The sequence below is a fragment of the Acidianus manzaensis genome, from assembly GCF_002116695.1.
Lineage (GTDB): Archaea > Thermoproteota > Thermoprotei_A > Sulfolobales > Sulfolobaceae > Acidianus > Acidianus manzaensis.
Window position 1 is genome coordinate 1,812,501 of record NZ_CP020477.1, and the last position, 18,227, is coordinate 1,830,727.

The 18,227-nt window shown below is 28.5% G+C and carries 19 protein-coding genes and 1 tRNA gene (1 of these 20 only partly in view); 5 read left to right on the forward strand and 15 right to left on the reverse strand.

Going from position 1 to position 18,227, the window contains the following annotated elements:
- On the reverse strand, positions 1 to 238 hold the 5' portion of the coding sequence (locus B6F84_RS09160; RefSeq protein WP_148691952.1) for an aspartate racemase/maleate isomerase family protein. 398 nt of this gene lie to the left of the window's left edge; 238 of the gene's 636 nt are visible here — the first part of the coding sequence; it begins with the start codon at positions 236 to 238; its stop codon lies off the left edge, out of view.
- A 39-nt stretch (positions 239 to 277) separates the two neighbouring features.
- Here B6F84_RS09160 and B6F84_RS09165 point away from each other — a divergent pair, with 39 nt between their 5' ends.
- The gene (locus B6F84_RS09165; RefSeq protein ID WP_148691953.1) at positions 278 to 1,324 is read left to right on the forward strand and encodes a glycosyltransferase family 4 protein; all 1,047 of its coding nucleotides are present in this window, start codon (positions 278 to 280) and stop codon (positions 1,322 to 1,324) included.
- A gap of 7 nt (positions 1,325 to 1,331) precedes the next feature.
- Here the strand turns inward: B6F84_RS09165 and B6F84_RS09170 are convergent, their stop codons facing one another.
- Positions 1,332 to 1,856 (reverse strand): hypothetical protein, encoded by a 525-nt coding sequence (locus B6F84_RS09170; protein WP_148691954.1) that lies wholly within the window; start codon positions 1,854 to 1,856, stop codon positions 1,332 to 1,334.
- A gap of 193 nt (positions 1,857 to 2,049) precedes the next feature.
- Here B6F84_RS09170 and B6F84_RS09175 point away from each other — a divergent pair, with 193 nt between their 5' ends.
- The gene (locus B6F84_RS09175; RefSeq protein ID WP_148691955.1) at positions 2,050 to 3,771 is read left to right on the forward strand and encodes a hypothetical protein; all 1,722 of its coding nucleotides are present in this window, start codon (positions 2,050 to 2,052) and stop codon (positions 3,769 to 3,771) included.
- Here the strand turns inward: B6F84_RS09175 and B6F84_RS09180 are convergent.
- The 6 genes from B6F84_RS09180 to B6F84_RS09205 all read right to left on the reverse strand — a co-directional run bounded on the left by B6F84_RS09180 (position 3,749) and on the right by B6F84_RS09205 (position 8,981).
- Complete coding sequence (locus B6F84_RS09180) at positions 3,749 to 5,083, reverse strand: DUF711 family protein (RefSeq protein ID WP_148691956.1); 1,335 nt, start codon at positions 5,081 to 5,083, stop codon at positions 3,749 to 3,751. The genes B6F84_RS09175 and B6F84_RS09180 overlap by 23 nt on opposite strands.
- Entirely contained in the window at positions 5,084 to 5,356 is a 273-nt protein-coding gene (locus B6F84_RS09185; protein ID WP_148691957.1) for an ACT domain-containing protein, read from the reverse strand.
- A gap of 169 nt (positions 5,357 to 5,525) precedes the next feature.
- The gene (locus B6F84_RS09190) at positions 5,526 to 5,951 is read right to left on the reverse strand and encodes a hypothetical protein (protein WP_148691958.1); all 426 of its coding nucleotides are present in this window, start codon (positions 5,949 to 5,951) and stop codon (positions 5,526 to 5,528) included.
- A gap of 33 nt (positions 5,952 to 5,984) precedes the next feature.
- The gene (locus B6F84_RS09195) at positions 5,985 to 6,371 is read right to left on the reverse strand and encodes a hypothetical protein (protein WP_148691959.1); all 387 of its coding nucleotides are present in this window, start codon (positions 6,369 to 6,371) and stop codon (positions 5,985 to 5,987) included.
- Between the two features lie 95 nt (positions 6,372 to 6,466).
- Complete coding sequence (locus B6F84_RS09200) at positions 6,467 to 7,732, reverse strand: glycosyltransferase (protein ID WP_148691960.1); 1,266 nt, start codon at positions 7,730 to 7,732, stop codon at positions 6,467 to 6,469.
- Positions 7,733 to 7,808: 76 nt separating this feature from the next.
- Positions 7,809 to 8,981: an MFS transporter gene (locus tag B6F84_RS09205; RefSeq protein WP_148691961.1), complete on the reverse strand. Its 1,173-nt coding sequence runs from the start codon at positions 8,979 to 8,981 to the stop codon at positions 7,809 to 7,811.
- Positions 8,982 to 9,406: 425 nt separating this feature from the next.
- Between B6F84_RS09205 and B6F84_RS09210 the strand changes: the two genes are divergently transcribed.
- Complete coding sequence (locus B6F84_RS09210; protein ID WP_236748937.1) at positions 9,407 to 9,619, forward strand: putative integrase; 213 nt, start codon at positions 9,407 to 9,409, stop codon at positions 9,617 to 9,619.
- Here the strand turns inward: B6F84_RS09210 and B6F84_RS09215 are convergent.
- Positions 9,601 to 9,676: transfer RNA gene (locus B6F84_RS09215), tRNA-Gly, on the reverse strand. The genes B6F84_RS09210 and B6F84_RS09215 overlap by 19 nt on opposite strands.
- A gap of 119 nt (positions 9,677 to 9,795) precedes the next feature.
- Between B6F84_RS09215 and B6F84_RS09220 the strand changes: the two genes are divergently transcribed.
- Entirely contained in the window at positions 9,796 to 10,350 is a 555-nt protein-coding gene (locus tag B6F84_RS09220; protein ID WP_148691962.1) for a carbonic anhydrase, read from the forward strand.
- 51 nt (positions 10,351 to 10,401) lie between these two features.
- Here the strand turns inward: B6F84_RS09220 and B6F84_RS09225 are convergent, their stop codons facing one another.
- The 5 genes from B6F84_RS09225 to B6F84_RS09245 form a co-directional block, all read right to left on the reverse strand.
- On the reverse strand, positions 10,402 to 10,653 hold the full coding sequence (locus B6F84_RS09225) for a hypothetical protein (RefSeq protein WP_148691963.1): 252 nt from the start codon (positions 10,651 to 10,653) through the stop codon (positions 10,402 to 10,404).
- Between the two features lie 46 nt (positions 10,654 to 10,699).
- A complete protein-coding gene (locus B6F84_RS09230) occupies positions 10,700 to 11,635 on the reverse strand; it encodes a zinc-binding dehydrogenase (RefSeq protein ID WP_148691964.1) in 936 nt (311 codons plus the stop codon).
- A gap of 156 nt (positions 11,636 to 11,791) precedes the next feature.
- Positions 11,792 to 12,559 carry an ABC transporter permease gene (locus tag B6F84_RS09235; protein ID WP_148691965.1) on the reverse strand — a complete coding sequence of 256 codons (768 nt, stop codon included), beginning with the start codon at positions 12,557 to 12,559 and terminating at the stop codon, positions 11,792 to 11,794.
- A complete protein-coding gene (locus B6F84_RS09240; protein WP_148691966.1) occupies positions 12,559 to 13,524 on the reverse strand; it encodes an ATP-binding cassette domain-containing protein in 966 nt (321 codons plus the stop codon). The genes B6F84_RS09235 and B6F84_RS09240 overlap by 1 nt, the downstream gene beginning before the upstream one ends.
- A 69-nt stretch (positions 13,525 to 13,593) precedes the next feature.
- Entirely contained in the window at positions 13,594 to 14,571 is a 978-nt protein-coding gene (locus B6F84_RS09245) for a hypothetical protein (protein WP_148691967.1), read from the reverse strand.
- 219 nt (positions 14,572 to 14,790) lie between these two features.
- Between B6F84_RS09245 and B6F84_RS09250 the strand changes: the two genes are divergently transcribed.
- On the forward strand, positions 14,791 to 15,990 hold the full coding sequence (locus B6F84_RS09250) for an NRAMP family divalent metal transporter (protein WP_148691968.1): 1,200 nt from the start codon (positions 14,791 to 14,793) through the stop codon (positions 15,988 to 15,990).
- On the opposite strand, the gene treY is transcribed toward B6F84_RS09250, so the two are convergent.
- Positions 15,980 to 18,226, reverse strand: coding sequence for a malto-oligosyltrehalose synthase (treY, locus tag B6F84_RS09255; protein WP_148691969.1), 2,247 nt, complete (start codon positions 18,224 to 18,226; stop codon positions 15,980 to 15,982). The two genes, B6F84_RS09250 and treY, sit on opposite strands and share 11 nt — an antisense overlap.
- Position 18,227: the final 1 nt, after the last annotated feature.

Here is an 18,227-nt window from a genome sequence, read left to right on the forward strand (position 1 = left end):
TTAACTTTCTCATGCCTTTCTTATCAAATACTCCATAAGACCTAGCGTATAGTATTACATCTGCCTTTTCTACTTCTCTCTTAATTTGCGCTAATTCTCTATACATTCTATCTTGTTCATCTTTTCTTATTCCGTGTCCAGGATAGTATTTCATGTTAAATATCTTAACGTCATTGAATACAGTAAATATATCCTTAGGTAAAGTTGGATTCTCTTCCGATACTATTAATGAGATCATACAAAAATAATAAACCTCTGCCCATTAAAAAAGAATCCAATGAATATACTGTTCATAAATCACAGAGACTTATATCATCCACAAGCAGGTGGAGCAGAAGAAGTAATTTATCAAATAGGAAGGAGATTAGATAATGTTACGTGGTTATCAGAAAAGGTGAAAGGAAGAAAAGATGAAGAAGTAATTGATAATATAAGAATAGTAAGAAGAGGAAATAAGTTTACATTGCATTTATTCGCACCTATTGAAGCAAAAAAATATGATATTGTTATAGATAGTGTAGCTCATGCTGTTCCTTTCTTTTCTTATTTAGTTAATAAAAAAGCAATAGCTTTAGTCCATCATGTTCATCAAGATGTTTTGAAATTTGAGCTTAATCCTGCCATGGCAAATATAATAAAGTTAGCAGAAAGGAAAATAAAGAACTATAAATACATGATATCGGTTTCTAATACTACAAAAAATGATTTAATTAAAAAGCTAGGGGTAGACGAATCTAAGATTACCGTAATATATAATGGTGTTGATCATGATAAATTTATGCCTGGTATAAAGAGTAATAAACCAACAGTACTATGGTTAGGAAGATTAATGAAATATAAGAACCCGTTCGATATAATTGAAATAAAGCGAAGAGTAAAGAATAAAGTTAATTTTATTGTAGCAGGAGGAGGAGAATTACAAGAAGAATTTTCAGAAATAGCTAGAAAGGAAGGAATCCAGTACCTAGGAAAAATTAGTGAAATCGAAAAAATTAAGGCATACCAAAGAGCTTGGGTTATAGTTTCCACATCTTTTATAGAAGGATGGGGTATGACTATTGTTGAAGCTAATTCTTGTGGTACACCAGCAATAGCTTATAATACAGGATCAATGCCAGAAATAATAAGGAATGGCTACAACGGGTTTACAGTAGGGTATAAAGATTTTGATGCTATGGCGAGTAAGATTGATTATATAACTAGTAATGAAGATATAATGAAGGAATACTCAATAAATAGTTTGAATGAATCAAAAAAATATGATTGGAATAATACAGCTAAAGAATATGAAAGATATATAAATAAGATAAATCATGAAGACTAAAAAAGTATTACGCTCCTTCTAAATATAATGATACTTTATATCTTCTACCTTCCTTTACTATTTCATACTTTAATGTAAAACCATTGCATTTTCTAGTAACTACTACTTTATCTTCTCCGTAGAAAGAATATTGTGGATCACTACATCCATTTTCGTATGGTTTTATCTTTTCTTCTATTTCTTCCTGATTTTTAGCGTAAAACTCTATCTTAGCTGAATTTTCTTCGGAAGAAAACCTTACTATATTAGAAGAGATAAAATATGCAGTAATTATACTAATTACGCTACTAACACTACACAATATGACTGTTATTACAGGCAAGAAATTACCTAAAATTGGTATTTCTACTATTTTAACAAATAATAGAATATATAATGCTGAAGCTATAATTGATGCAGTTGCAGATGAAATTATAGAGTGACTTATTTTTCTTTCAGCAAATCCTGATACTAATCCAGTTATTAATCCTCCAAGAAATGGAATCCACCACGTTAGCAGGGCTACTGGTATAGAATACTTAATACTTTGCATTACATGATACTATTTTAGTTATATAATTTAAGGCTTTTGCAGATGTTATAATTTAAGTAAACTAGTAAGTGAATACATTTTGTTTTCATTATGTTTTTAAAAAGTTGTGATATGTAATAAATATTTTTATACTAAGCGATGTAAATTCACTTTGCAAAAGCTTTATCTTGCAAGCTAGTATGTTAAATTAAGGATGGATAAGAGACAAGCTTTTAGTACTAATATCTCTCAATTATTTATTTTACTAGCAATACTAGTCTTCTCTAGTCCTAATTATCTTAGCATATTTCTTATTAGTCTTGACTTATCCTTCCTTGTTATTGCAGGAATATTGCTCTTTTTGAAATTGAATTTCGAATGGATGGATTATTTTATTGTAATAGAGATAATATCTTCTATAATAGTGTATTCTTTAATATTTCATTTTTATTCTTTATTTGTCGCAGTAATTCTTTCCATACTAGTAATTTTTGGTATGATAACGTATCTTCTACCTGAGATTTCATTGATAGTTTATATAATATCATTTATATTCTATTTTGTTAGATATTCCCATCCATTTTTTGGAACAGATGAAGTTATGATCGATTATTATTCAGCATATCTCTTTCTTCATGGTTTAAATCCATATAATCCAGCAAACACTGCAAATGTATTTTCATTCTATAATGTATCTCCTATCTTAAAAGGTACGCCTTTGACTACAGGAGGTGTAGTAACAAATCTAAATTATCCATCCTTAGCTTTTTTAATTCAAGTTCCTGCGGTATTATTAAATGTTTCACCCGACTATACGTTAATTTCATTCTTTTTAGCTACTATTATATTATATTATATATTTTTAAGAAGATTAAATTCATTAAGTATTTTTCCATATTTTATGTCTGCTATATTTGCTAATTTAACCTATCTTTTCTATCCTCAAGGTGGAATTACTGATATAATGTGGGTATTTTTTGTTTCATTCTCATTTTTTGTTAAAAACGTCAAGTTTAAGGGTATTCTATATGGTATTTCCGTAGCATTAAAACAAGTTCCCTTACTCTTATTTCCTTTTTATATAATTTATCTTTATAAGGAGAAACAAAGTGTATCTAAATTTTTACTCTATAGTATTCTTACATTTTTAGTATTTAATGGTTATTTTATCTTTTTAAATTTTAAAGAATATATTCAAGATGTACTATATCCTATTACTGCTAATTTAATCGGAATTGGCTTCGGTCCATCAATAATTTCGTTTAATGGACTATTTTACATTGATAGAATATACTTTACCTTATGTATGATCATTGTAGGTTTAGTAGAGATAATACTTTTTGTATTATATTATAAAAGATTTCAAAATACTTGGACTTCATTTCCATATTTTATTCTATTTATGGAATACAGAGTATTATGGAACTATCTAATGTACTGGCCATTTTTAAATTATATAGACAAAAGTCAAAGTAATTCCATCAAGACTAAATCTGAAAAAATACATATAGATAGAAATAAAATAGTAGGAATAACCATGCTTTCTATAGTAGTAATGTTTAGCCTAGCATTATACTTCCACTATAATTATACTTTTTATGAAGATTCTATAACAATAAAAATTATAAAAATTATTAAAAACAGTAATGGTTATATAGATAGTATAATCTTAAATGTAAGTTATATTCCCAAAAATTCCAATTTACCTAAAGTTATTCATCCATATTTTAGAATATTTCTGAATAAGAATATGTCAGATGCTAATGGGCTACTATGGAAATCAAATATAAGTAAATTAACTGCAGATAGTTGGAAAATAGTTAAGATATATTCACCAGTAAAAAACCTTGAATTTAAGCCTATAATGTTTGAGATTCAGGCATATTATGGAAATCTCCAAGGAATATATATAGTCAACCCATCTCAAGTCTCTTAATAGTATTAGGTACAAATCCACCTAGATTAACAAATTTTTCGACGTTTACTTCTTTTAATTTCATTACCACAACCTTACCTAAAAGACCGCCTAAATCAACATGGCTTCCAGGATCTAGATCTAATGGAATAACTCTAACTCCTAAAATCTTATTTATAGTAATTCCCATTGCTAACACGTCCATAATTAAACCTACTACTTTATCTTTACCTTGTTTTTTACTTATTCCTACCATATCAATTCCACTATTGCAAACAGATGATAAAGCTAACAAAGTAAAGAAATCTATATATCCTTCAGAAGCTCTTTCTGACATTATAGCATCTTCACTAACTGGAATAAACGCACTACTTAATCCTCCCACCGATGATGTAGCCATACTTCCTCCCTTCTTTATAGCGTCCATAAGTATCGCTAATGCCATTAGACTTCCATGTCCACCCATTTTTTCAATTCCCATAGCCTCTATTATCCCTGCTACACTATCTTTTACCTTTGGAGAGGGAGCTAAAGATAAGTCTACTGAACCAAAGCTAACTTTCAATTCATTAGCAACGTTTTTTCCTATTAATTCTCCTAATCTAGTTATTTTGAAAGCAGATCTTTTAATTATATCATGAAGATCTTGAAAATTTTTAGGGTTATTTCTTCTTATAGCAGACTCTATTACTCCAGGTCCACTTACAGCTACAGAAATCATAGCTTCTGGCATTCCATTACCATGGTGTGCTGAGGGAACAAAAGGAGAATCTGGTGGCACATTAGCCATTATAGTAACTCTAGAGGAAGCTTCTGGCTTCATTTTAAATATCTGATCAGTAAAATATCTTACTCCATCAGTATTTATTCCAGACATAGTAGATGCAGCATTTATCATTCCAGTTATTCTTCTTGTAGAGTTCATAGTTTCGCTTAACGTATCAATAACTCTTTTAGAACCTTTTGTGAAACCTCTATCTACGAAGGCTGAATATCCACCTATATAATCTATATTATTTTTCTCAGCCATTTCGTCTAATTTTTTTGCTATTTCCAATCCTTCAATTCCATCAATTTCTAGAAAATATTGAATAGGTGAAACAGCTATTCTTTTTGTAACAATTCTTACTCCTAATTTATCTTGAATCTTATCTACAGTTGAGGAAAACCTAGAAAATAGACTATTTAAATTATCTAATTTTTCAATTATTTTATTTAAGTTATCAGATAAAGCAAAAAGCGTATTTACGCTTAGAGTAACTGATCTTATATCTAAATCCTCTTCACTAAGCATTCTAACTACTTCTACAATCTCATCAGCTGTATATTTCATTTATACCCTCTCCAAATATTTGAATACTTCTTCATGATAAACTAATATTTCGACTCCTAATTCCTTTCCTTTGGATTGTAATTCTTCTCTAAGCTTAGAAATATTTATTTTACTCTTAGAAATATCGACTATCATAATCATTGCAAAAATTCCTCTTAATACAGTCTGAGAGATATCTATAATATTTACATTATTTTCAGCTAACTTAGAAGATATTCCTGCAACAATTCCTGGCTTATCTGCTCCTACAACTACTATGACAGCGCTTTCCATTGATAAATACATATAATAGAGTTTTTAATCTTTATCTATCTCTATAATATGAAAAATAAATATATATTATAATATTATCGATAACTAATATATTTATTTTAAATATGTCTAAAGTAAATTTCATGATATCAGCAAAGTTATGTGTAGTTGATAGATTTTACACTAGAAACTAAGCTTTACTGCTTACAACGTATAAAGATATTATTATTGGAGAAGAATATTCAGCCATTGGTGTCTTTATACTAATTATAGCCGACGATGTAGAATTAGGAAAAACAGTTATCGGCAAATGTGGAGCAGAAATTAAGATAAACGGAGAAGAAACTGTAATTCTAGTAATATTTATACATAAAGCTTCATTATTATTTAGAATAGTAAGATTAAAATCTATTAGCTGACCGCCATGCGTAATAATTGTTGAATTAGATAGTGAAATATTAATATTTTTACTTAATTCTAGATTATCTGATTTAATAATTATATTTTCACCTTCTATTTTTACTATATAAAAATAACCTGATGAATATAAATAATAAAGTAAACTAGTAATTATTAGCAATCCAATAACAAAAAATGATAATACTTTATGGTTCATCAAAAATAAGTATATAGTATAGATTTTAAAAGATTACGTATTAACTATTCTATCTAACTCCTTCATTATTTGTGATTCAACATGTTCAGTCCATAGCATTTCTGGTACATCAACTGCAAGCAAAGGAGTATAAATTAAGGCTTCGATAACAGTAACACCTAGATTTTGTACCCATTTTCCTACACCAGCTACAACTTTTAAGCCCTCTGGAGTTTGCTCAAATGTAAATTGTAAAGCTCTATCTGCTGCAAATATATCTCTTAATATTCCACCTTTTTGTGCTTGTATTATTGCTTTTCCATCTTCTGTCTTATACTGGACTTTCCATCCATCATTTTGCAAATATTGAGAAAACGCTTGTACTATGCTTTCAATGTTGTGTTGTCCAGGATATATTTTTTCTTTTTTAAAGACTCCCATACTTAGTTACTTATACATAAAATAATAAAGTTTATTATCATAATACTTTCTTTCTATTGAGAATTAGAAAAATACAATAACATTATTATAGAAACTTAGGAATTTACTACTTTTTTTAATTCATCTAACTCATTTAACGCAACTTTTTCCCAGCTCGAGTGCTCATCAAGAAACTCCATAAGCTTTCTATCATTAATCATGTTTTGATATTCTTCTTTAGGTAATGAAAATATTTTTTCTACTTCTTTTTTCATTTCATCTATATCGTTCTCTTTTACTAATTTTACAGCAGGTAATTTATCATAAACTTTCCTTATACCTGGAATTCTATACGCCACTACTGGAGTTCCCATAGCAAGAGATTCTAAAATTACTAAAGAGAATGAGTCAGCATGAGAAGGATAAATTAAGACTTTAGCTTTAGATACTATATCTTGTAACTTCTCATCATTTACAAACCCTAGGTATTCTACATTTTCATTCTTTTCTTTCATAAATCTCTTTTCTATTTTATTATCTGTAAATTTCCCCAATACTATGACCTTTCTGTTTAATTTTTTTGCTATCTTAGGAATTTCTAATACTCCTTTTGCTGGACTTAGTCTTGCATAGAAAACAGCATAATCTTCCTTATCTGTTTCTCTCAGCTTTAGTAATTTTTTATCAAACGCATTAGCTGGTCTTAGAACCTTAGTATATATATTTCTCATAAAAGGATATAATTGAGATAGATCTTCAGACACAGAAAATGCAAATTTGACTCTTCCTTCACTTATCAATTCTTGCCATTTCCTTCTTCTAGGATTTGATCTAAAAAGCGAAATATATAAAGAGTAAAGAAATCCATCAAAACCAAGTGAAGAGTAAGCGTTATAAAAATGTTTAAAGTCGTCAAATAAACTACCAAAAAAATTTTCTATATGAACTAAGGCTCCTACATTATTATTTGCTGATATTTGAGATAAAAAATATACCATCTGAGGAAATTCTTGTTGAGCATAATAAATATCTGAATTTATTTTTCCAATTTTTTTGGTTATTCTATTGCTTATCCAATAATAAGTAAAATTACTATAAAGATCATATTCAACAGTATTATAATGTAATTTGATTTCTTTAAATAGCGATTTATCATTTAATATTTCATCAATTTTTTCTGGTATTGTCATTCCTAGAGATTTAATTTCTGAATACATTGACTTTCTAAATTTATCATCTACGGATGCTCTTTTCATATCTCCCAGTAATGGTACATAAAGTATTTCATCAACGTATTTTTTCCAATATTTTACTATTTCTCTGTTTCTTTTAACTCCTCCACTTCCAGCTTCAAGCATGTATGAATGTAATAAAATTCTCACAATAGCATGATATCTTTATTGCAATAAAATTTTTCCGTTATATAAAAATGTCATGAAGTATATGGAAAACTAGAAATTATTTTATATTTAGCCTATTCTTATTTGTTTGATATAATCTTATCACAGAAATAAAGAAGGCTAAAGAAATAGGTTCTAATATAATAAATGAGCTCTTTATCCCAAAAATATTTACAATAGAAGATATTATTATTGGAACAAAAGATGTAAAACCCATCATAGTAGCAGAAAAATAACTATTAGCCATATTTCTTCTAGATTCTTTAAAACTTCTAGATATTGTAACTAAGGATAACGGATAAGTTAATCCATGAGGAATTCCTAAAACTATAAGAGACATAATATAAAATGGCAGATCAGGTGAAATGAAAATTAGAAATAAACCTAAAATAGTTAATGATGACGAAATCAAAATTGGATTCCATAGATTCTTTGGAGTAAAGATAGTTAACAATAATCTTCCAAGAAAAGAAGTAGCGAAGAAAACTCCAAATAATGCTGTAGCTAGAGAATAGGAAGCGTGAAAATAATCTACAGCATATATAGCACCAAAAGTAGTAATCATACCGAATGGCATAGAATATATTAACGTCAACATTATAGATAACTTAAATCCAGAATTATTCAATATTTCCTTAAATTTAGTCTCAGCTACATCTATTTTAGTATCTTCTTTTGGAAATTTTAATTTAAAAGAAAAAATAGCAACTAACAAGCTAAATATTGAGAAGAAAAGAAAAGCTTGAAATAAAGTATACTTCAGAAGTATAGCTGATTCGATCAAAGGACCTAAAATTAATGAAGTACTCAAAGTTAAAGTATATAATGATAACATACGTTCTCTAGTCTTCCTATCCTGAAAAAGACCTGCAGAAGTCATTATGTTTGGCATAATAATGCCCATAGAAAAACCTAGAAATGCACCAAAAAACCAAATATTCAAAGAATTTGCAAAATAGAATAAAGGAAATACAATTCCATATAAAACTGAAAATAAGATAAACATTCTTCTTCTTATTACTGATTCTAACCTAGAATTGAGAAAGCCTGAAGAAATAAAAGCAAATATAGCAGCAAATGAAGATACTAAACCTATTAATATATCAGAAAAATGGAAATCGTACCTAGCTATTAGAGGTACAGTAGTTATAACCATATTATTCGAAGCTCTTAAGGCAAAAGTTATGGCAACAATTATTACAGCATAAAATATCGGAAATTTATTGTTCATAGAAAAAGAAATACCGCTTTAAAGATATATCTTTATCTACAAACAGTAAGATGACATAATTATATTAAAATTCCAAAGTACCTTACACAATATAATAAGTAGTTATTAAGAAAAAATTCATAAAAATTATAAATTTCATAAAAATACGAATTTATATGAGATATATTAATTTATTTAACTTTATAATATCAATAAAAGTTGCCTAGAAGTTATCCGGAATTAATATCATGAATTTCTCTAGATTTATGTTTAAATTTAGTTTAATTTTTTCTTTTGTAAGTGATTAGTATATTTTTTATTTTTAGATAATAATGAATCGTAACTATTTTCTTTTAATACTACGTAAAAATTCTACAAAAGGCATTGTTGTTAATCACTTATAAATCAAAATTGGCAACCGTAAAGTTAAGAGTGGGGTTTTAGGAGTGTATTCTAATAAAAAGAAGACTTATACGTTTGGTGATATAATCATACGTGAAGTTAAAAGTCGGTATTATGTCTATTTATCGAGAGTGTCGAGTACTGACGGAAAGGAACATTACGTCGGTCCTTTAGATGACGTAATAAAATCATATCTTAAAATGGAAGAAAATAGTTTGGGCGTGGGGATACCCCACACTGCGGCCGCCGGGATTTGAACCCGGGACCTCCTGCGTGGCAGGCAGGCGTCCTAATCCATGCTAGACTACGACCGCATTTATATTTTACGTTATTTGAGTATTTATAGTTTATCTTATGTAATATCTTTCTCAATGTTTGGAAAGTAAGTTTTATCTATTTAAAAAATATAAGTAAGCTATACAGTTATTATGCAATGAAAAGGTTAGTTATTTCGTGTATGGACTATAGATTAAGTGAAGAAATACTAAAAAGAGCAGATAATAATACATTAATTATAAGAAATGCGGGAGCTAACGTATACGAAATAAAAGATATGCTAAGGAATATTAAAGATGTTGATGAAGTAATATTTTTGCCTCATACTGATTGTGCAGCTATGAAATTAGTAAATTCAATATTAAAAGAAGGTAAAGATGTAGATAAAGAAATTATGAATAAACTAGTGGAACCGTTTAAAGGTAAAGAATTTTCATCATTGCAAGAATTAGAGAAACTTAACCTAGAAATTCAAGAAAATATATTGAAAGTGATCTTTCCTAATGCAAAAATTACTTCTGAACTAATAGATATTACTAAATTAAAGATACCTAAAAGGAATCCTGTATACTATCTTCTAAAACCTGAATCAAGGTATACTCAAGAAATGATTGGATCATATATTATCCAGTCATTTGATAAGCAAAGCATTAATGCAGACATAAAAATAGCTGACGTGTTGAACTTAAAACTTGAAAAATCAGAACTTTAAAAATTTTTTATACAATTTTTAGGAAAAATGAAAGATAAGTCGTATGAAGTCTTAATGTCTCGAATCTTTTAGTCTTATTATTAAATTTATTCCTTTAGCTATTGCTATTGGAATTATTATAATTACGAGTAAAGCTATTATACTTAAATTTAGTAAGAATCCTTCTAGTGAATAATCAGGTAATGTGAAGAGAAAGTAAAGAAATTGGTAAAGCCATGGGACAGACATTAGCCTACTAATGAATGAGATTAATAACAATATAGTTATTCCGGAATATTTGTTTAACAAGAATAAAATTTTCATCTATTTATGAAGTATCTGTTCTATAATAAAAATTTTTATGGTGGCTTTAGTTTATGTTTAATACTATTCTTCCTTTTCTTTCTGATGACGACATTTCGCTAATCGCGTCATTAATCTGTTCTAAAGAAAACTCTTTCCATATATATGGTTTACATTTTTTGCATAATTCTAGTAATTCTTTAAATTCTTGAACTGTTCCTCTTACAGTCCCTATTAAGCTAATTTGATTAAGATATAAATAACTCAGATTAATTTTAGCTTCTGAACCATATAATGTTCCGAAGGTAACTATTGTACCGCCTTTTTTCACTAATTTTAAAGCTAAATCTAAGTATTTACTACCTAATGGATTTATTATAATATCTCCCATTTCCCCATCAGTTGTTTCCTTAACTTTTTCAATTGCCTCAGCGTAGTTGAAGATATTTTTTGATACTTTAATATTATTATTAGTTATACCAATTGTTTTGGCTCCAATAATTTCAGCTAATTGTAATGCAAATATTCCTGTATTACTTGATGCGCCTAGAACAATAACTGTATCTTCCTTTTTGACGTTAGCAGTTCTTAAAGCATGATAAGGAGCTAAAGCAGTTAATGAAAGACTAGAAAGAATTTCGTAAGATAAATCAGAGTAAAATATATTTGATTTTGGGACTTTAACATATTCAGCGAATCCGCCATTAATATCTACTCCTATTCTTTTTCCAGATAGACAAAACATTTCCATTCCTTTTCTACACATTTTGCATGTTCCATCATATGTTCTAGTATATACTGCAACTTTCTTTCCATCGACATCTCCAGCAAATTCTGCCCCTGGTATTATAGGCAATTTTGTAGGATTATTTATATTCATTAAATCAAAACGCGTAATGCTCGCTTTCCTTACTTTTACTATTACTTCTTCATTTTCTATTTTAGGATCAGAAACATCTTTTACTATTAATTTATTTCTATCTATCAGTAATCCAGCTTTCATCTTAATGATAATATACAGTAAGCTATATAGAGTCTTTTATTTTTTCTCTTTTTAAGTAGTTCTTTTACAGTTTCAAATTAAAATAAGATGTAAAATATATTATTTAACTACTATATAATGCGAAATATTAAGGAAAAATATTTTAATTTATTCTTTTTATTCAGCTTGCATAAATTTATTTGTTAAATAACTTCCTAATACTACCATTATAAAAGCAAATAGTGCTAATATTCCTAAGTAACTCCAATTAGGATCTCCAGATAATAATGCTTCTCTACCTAATTCAGCAGAATACGTTATAGGATTTATGTCACTTATATCTACTAGCCACCCAGGAAAGAATGTTTTAGGAAATAATGCTGTGCTAGAAAACATTAATGGTAGGTTAATCAGATTTGCAATTACGCCTGGAGCTTGCCAATCAGACGTCTTTATTGTAAATATTGCATATAAAGAGGAAAATCCCATTCCTAAAAATACTAGAGATAAAACGATAGTAACTATTGAGATCAAGTTAAGGTTCAAAGATACTCCTAAAGCTAACGCCACACCTAACATTATAGGAACTTGAATAATTCCCCTAGTGATTCCTCCTAGAATTTTTGATAAGAATACATAATATTTAGGCACTGGTGTAATAAATATTCTTTTCATATATCCAAATCTTTTATCCTGGATTAAACTCATCGACGAGAACATGCCCACAAATAACATTGAAACTGAAAGTTCACCTGGTAGTATGAAGGCTATATAATTGTTTGTATGGAAGAATGTCTGCAGAAATTCTGAAGGAACATGAGAAAAGCTACTTCCAAAGAATACTAACCATAATACTGGCTGAGAGATAATCATTATCCACATATATACGCTTCTATAAATTCTTTTTACTTCTCTCATGTATAATGCTTCTAGACCATCTAACATTACCTGGTCGCCCTCCTTAACATAGCGTAGAATCTTTTAGCATTAAATTCTTGATTATCTTCAAGGCTTCCTCCAGTTAGATTTAAGAATACTGTATCAAGGCTAGATTTGTTTATCTTTAATGATTTAATATTATTAGATCCTACTGTATTTATTACATCTAATAGAACACTTTCAGCGTTTGAAACTCTTATAGTTATTTTTCCATCTTTTTTGATGGTTTTTCCTATTTGATCCAGTTTATCTATTGGTATTTCATCTTTCTTTATTTCTAATTCTATTACATCTCCTCCATATTTTTCTTTTAATTCATCTGGAGTACCAGTAGCTATAATTTTTCCCTTATTTATTATACTTATTCTATTGGATAATGCATCAGCTTCTTCCATGTAATGAGTAGTTAGAAGTATTGTGACTGAATAATCTCTATTTACTTCTCTAATTAAATTCCATAATGACGCTCTAGTATTAACGTCTAAGCCAATTGTAGGTTCGTCCATAAAAATTACTTCTGGAGAATGAAGTAGTGCCATTGTTACTTCTAGTTTTTTCCTCATTCCAGTAGAGAATTTTCCTGCTTTTCTATCTTTGAATTCTTTAATCCCAAAGTAATTTAGCAGATCTAGAGCTCTATCTTTCCAATCTTTTACTCCTAATAGTTTTGCTTGTATTTCAATATTTTCCCATGCAGACAATTCATCATCTACTATTACTTCTGATGAAATCCATCCAATTTTTTTCTTAGCTTCTCTAGGATTTTTATTTATACTTATGCCTGCAATTTCAGCATCTCCTTCTGTAATCGGAGTTAATCCTGTTAGCATCTTTATTGTAGTAGTTTTTCCTGCTCCGTTAGGTCCAAGAAAACCATAAATTTCTCCTTTTTCTATTTCAAAATTTATATGATCTACCGCAGTAAAGTCTCCGTATTTTTTAGTTAAATTTCTAGCTATTACAACACTCATATTAAACTAGTGAAGAAAACAAAGATATATCTTTTTTCTAGATAAGCTTTAGATTTTATTTTAAAAAAATTAGAATAACTTTCTGATTAGAACTATTGCTACAGCTATAGCTACAATTATTCCTGCAGGCAATAATATATCTTTTAAGTTTAACGAAGAAGCACTACTTGGCTTTATAGTAGTTAAATTAGTAGGAGTAGTTTTTATATTACTAATAGTAGTATTGCTAGTCTTTTGTGTAGCTGAATTGTTTACCGATTTAGTTGTTATTTGTATAAAGCTTCCGATTGATTTCGCACCAATATTTGTTGAAAGCAGTTTAATTGTTAATAAGCTAGTAGATTTTCCAGACATGCTAAAGTGATTTGATCCAATGATAGTGTGTCCGTTTCCAGATATATTTGCACTATATATTAGACCATTATTCAGAGATATTATCTTTCCATTTATATTCTTCATTGTATTTAATGAGAACTTAGACATTGTTGTCGTCATAGACGTAACATTACCACTTATTGAATAGACGTAACCCGTATATTTGGTATTATTTAAAGTCACTGTGACTGTTCCTATTTTCTCTAAGTTAACATTATATAATATAGTTATATTATTATATGTTATATTTCCTGATTTACTAAAACTTATATTAAACATATTTATAATACTTAGAATATTAGTTACATTTTGTATAGAATAATTAGATATAAAGCTAATTTTATCATTTATAGATGTATTATGAGTGTTGCTAATAGTCAGCCCGGAAGTAAGAATGTTTAATGTATAGTACATATATCCATTTAATAATACACTATCATTAAATTTGCCATTGCTTATTGGAGTTGAAGAAATATTAATATTTAAATTAGAATTAGCTTCAAATGAACCTTTTAAGCTACTCATATTATGAGATGCTTGTAAGTTAGCGCTAGTAGTGTATGTTATAGTGTAATCTGCGTAGTAAGTATTCGTATTTCCATTTGTTCCTGCTAAAGCAAGTGGCATTAACATTAATGGAATTAAAAATACTATGGTAAGTAGTTTATTCATAAATAATAAGTAATTCTAAGACATATAAATGTATTCGCTAAGCTAGTTTTTATACTTTGGAAAGATAAGCCAAATTATTGTAATATACATATTTTATTGACATCTTTCAGTTTAGTAAGTATATAGTATATAATTTCTAATAATATATGTCCTATTACTCGTTCAACCCTAAAATCTAAGTAGAAACATTTATATTAGATTGAATAAAATCTATTTACGATGTGGCGTAAATGGAATACGACTAGTCGTAAAATGAAATTTATGATGCTCTTTGGTCCTGCATGGCTAGTCATGATGGCTGATATGGATGCTAGTAGTGTAATTGGAGCTGCTCAAGTAGGAGCTACTTTCAAATATGGCTTTGTTTGGATTATGCTATTACTTATTGTTCCATTGTATATTATTCAAGAGGTTTCTGGTAGAATAGGAATAGTAACTAATAAAGGACTAGGAGAAATAATTAGAGAAAATTATAGCAAAAAGATTTCAGTTTTAATGGCATTACCTATGGCTTTGACTGATGCTGTTACTTACATTATAGAATACTTAGGTATTGCAATAGGATTGGAAGTTATAGGATTACCAATTTATTTAACTATACCAATAATATATATAATTCATCTTAGTGTAGTAATTAAACAAAAATATTTGAAAGCAGAGAAAATATTGCTTGGAATTTCAGCATTACTAATTATTGGTTTGCTCTTAACCTTGATATTTAGAGGAATTCAACCTTATTCCCCAGTTTATATTTCATTTACTCCAAATTACCTATTCCTATTGGCTGCTACTGTAGGAGCTGTTATAATGCCTTTTATGCTATTCTTTCAAGCTTCAGCTACTGCGATAAAAAGTAAAGAAGTGAAATGGACTTTTAAAGACCTTGGAATAAAGTACGTTAGAAGAGAAACTCTTGTTGGCGCAATAGTTACAGAAATTCTAATGGCAATAGTAGAAATGGCTTTTTCTGGGATTTCCAAAGCATCTGATCCTTCTACTTTTGCTTCAGCTTCCGACTTAGCTAGGGTTATGAATCCTATAGCCGGTCCATATTCTCCTTATATTTTCGGAATAGGTTTAATAAGTGCAGGATTCCTAGCTTTAATAGTAATTTCTTTAGGTAGTGCATGGGGAGTAGCTGAGGCTTTAGGTATAAAGAATTTTAATTTAATTTATATAATAGAAAGTATACCAGCCGTAATAGCTACGCTGATTGTTCCTCCAGGTGATTTAATTAGTCTAGTTTTAGATTTGCTTGTCTTTTTTGTTTTTGCTTTGATAGGTCCTGTTATAATCTTAGGAATAATATCTAGAAATAGAAAAATAATGGGAGAATACTATACAAGAAATCTAAGGTATATAGCTTATTGGATTTCCACTGCTTTAATGTTACTTTTGGGAATACTTGCTATAATTTGATAAATACACCAAACGGAAAGTCTTTGATCAGTTCTTCAACTTTACCTTCCTCATCTGTTATTATATTTTTAACTTTATTTTGAATTTCTATCTCTGTATTTTCAAACGATAAGTCAAAAGGATTTAATGGGGCCAACACTATTAAATTATTTCTTTCAAATGAGCAGAAATTTGCATTTTTTTCTCCTTTTATTAATATTGGTGAATAACCCTTAAAGAATTCTGGATTTTCTTTTCTAAAATTAAGCAGTTTCCAAGTTACATATAATTTTAGTCTTCCATCTTCTACACTCTTTAGTAATTCTTTTGGATTTTCTCTAATTACTTCTTCTAATTTTTGTTTAAGTTTATTAAAATCAACTTTAATCCTATTATCTGGATCTACTAATAAGTAAGTTAAAGTTTCATTTCCTTGATAAGTATCCGGCAATCCTGGGGATGTAACTTTTAAGATTGTCTGAGATACTGAATTTATAGCTCCGGCTCTATTGATTTTTTTCCAAAATGGTATAAAAGAGTTAAGAAATTCTTGATCTTTGAGGATATTTCTAATGAAATTTATCAAGTCATTTTCGTACTCTTCATTTACGTTGACCCATGAGGTCTTTATTTTTTCTTCTCTCACTGCTTTTATCATGTAATTTATTATTCTTTTTTCATATTCTTCTGAAAATTCTGTAAATGATCCTAATAATGCTTGATAAAGCCTATATTCATCATTCCTACTTGGATTTCCATTTCTTTTGTATTTTTGTGCAATTAAATTCCAATAAAATACTTTTTCTTTCCATTCTTTTGGTATTCTACTTAATGCGTTTAATCTAGCTCTAACATCTTCGCTAAATTTAGTATCATGAGTTGAAGTAGTTATCATAGTTTTAGACCAAAGCTCTTCTCTTTCTATATTTCTAACATGAAATTCCTCACAAGTTATTCCGAATTTTCTGTCGCTTCCCACTTCATTTAGAGATATTAACGTATTATCTCTATATAAGAAAGTATCCTCATATCCTTTGGCCATAATTGGATCTTCTAGTTCTTGAAGATACATCATTGCCTTTTTATTACTTATTAAAGTTAATATTCTAGGAGAACATTCAATAGCCTTTTTTATTTCCTCTAAATCTTCCCAACTTATATCTTGTTCATCAATATATGTTCTATATACTTCCATACAAGGTAAGAATTTTTCTATATCAAGTCTGTAATTTTTTCCTGTAAGTTTTTCTATTTGATTCGAAACCCTTATTATGTCTCCTTCGAATAATTGCTTTATAACGTCTTCTTTAGCTTTTCTTTTATTAATTGCTTCAATGAGTTCTTCTCCTACAAATTCTTCGTAAATTTGTTTAAATATTTCTTCATTATCACGATCAATAAATAATAAATTGATATCTCTAAGAAAATCATAGCCAGTAGTTCCATTTATTGGCCATTCTTTTCTTAGTTTTTCATTTGAAGAAAGAATTTTTTCAACATAAATAAGGACATCTTTACCTACTTTTTCTCTTAGCCATTCTAAATATTCTTTAGGTTTTAATAAACCATCTATATGATCTACTCTTATCGCTTGAATGTAACCTTTTGAAACTAATTCAAATATTTTGGAATGTACTGCTTCAAATACGTTTCTATTTTCTTCCCTTAAAGCAATTAGTCCATTTACATCGAAAAATCTTCTATAATTAATTTTTTCAAAATCTTTCCAATATGTCAAGATGTAATTTTGTTTTTCAAGAAGTTCTTTTATGCTATTTCCTTCTCCTTGTAAAGGTAATTTTAGTCCATAATAGTCTAGGAATTTTTCTCTTCCTTCTTCTTCAATTTTAAGTTTATTCTGACTTAACGCTTCCTTAAGAGGTTCGCCTAATATTGGTAAAACTATTTTATCTCCTTCTATATCGAAGAAATTAGAATATTTTGAATTTTTTCCATTCTTTAGAATATCCATAAGATATGGATTTTCTAACGCCATGTGATTTGGAACTATGTCGACAATTATCTTTAGTCCTTTTTCTTTAGCCTTTTTTGCCAATTCTTTGAATTTTTCTTCTCCTCCTAATTCTTCATTAACCTTAGTAAAATCGAATACATCATATCCATGCATGCTATTCTTTCTTGCTTGAAGTATTGGAGATAGGTAAAGATATTCTACTCCTAGTTTTTGGAAATAATCTAAAAGATTTATTACATCTTCAAAATTGAAATCTTTATTTAATTGTAGTCTATAACTCATT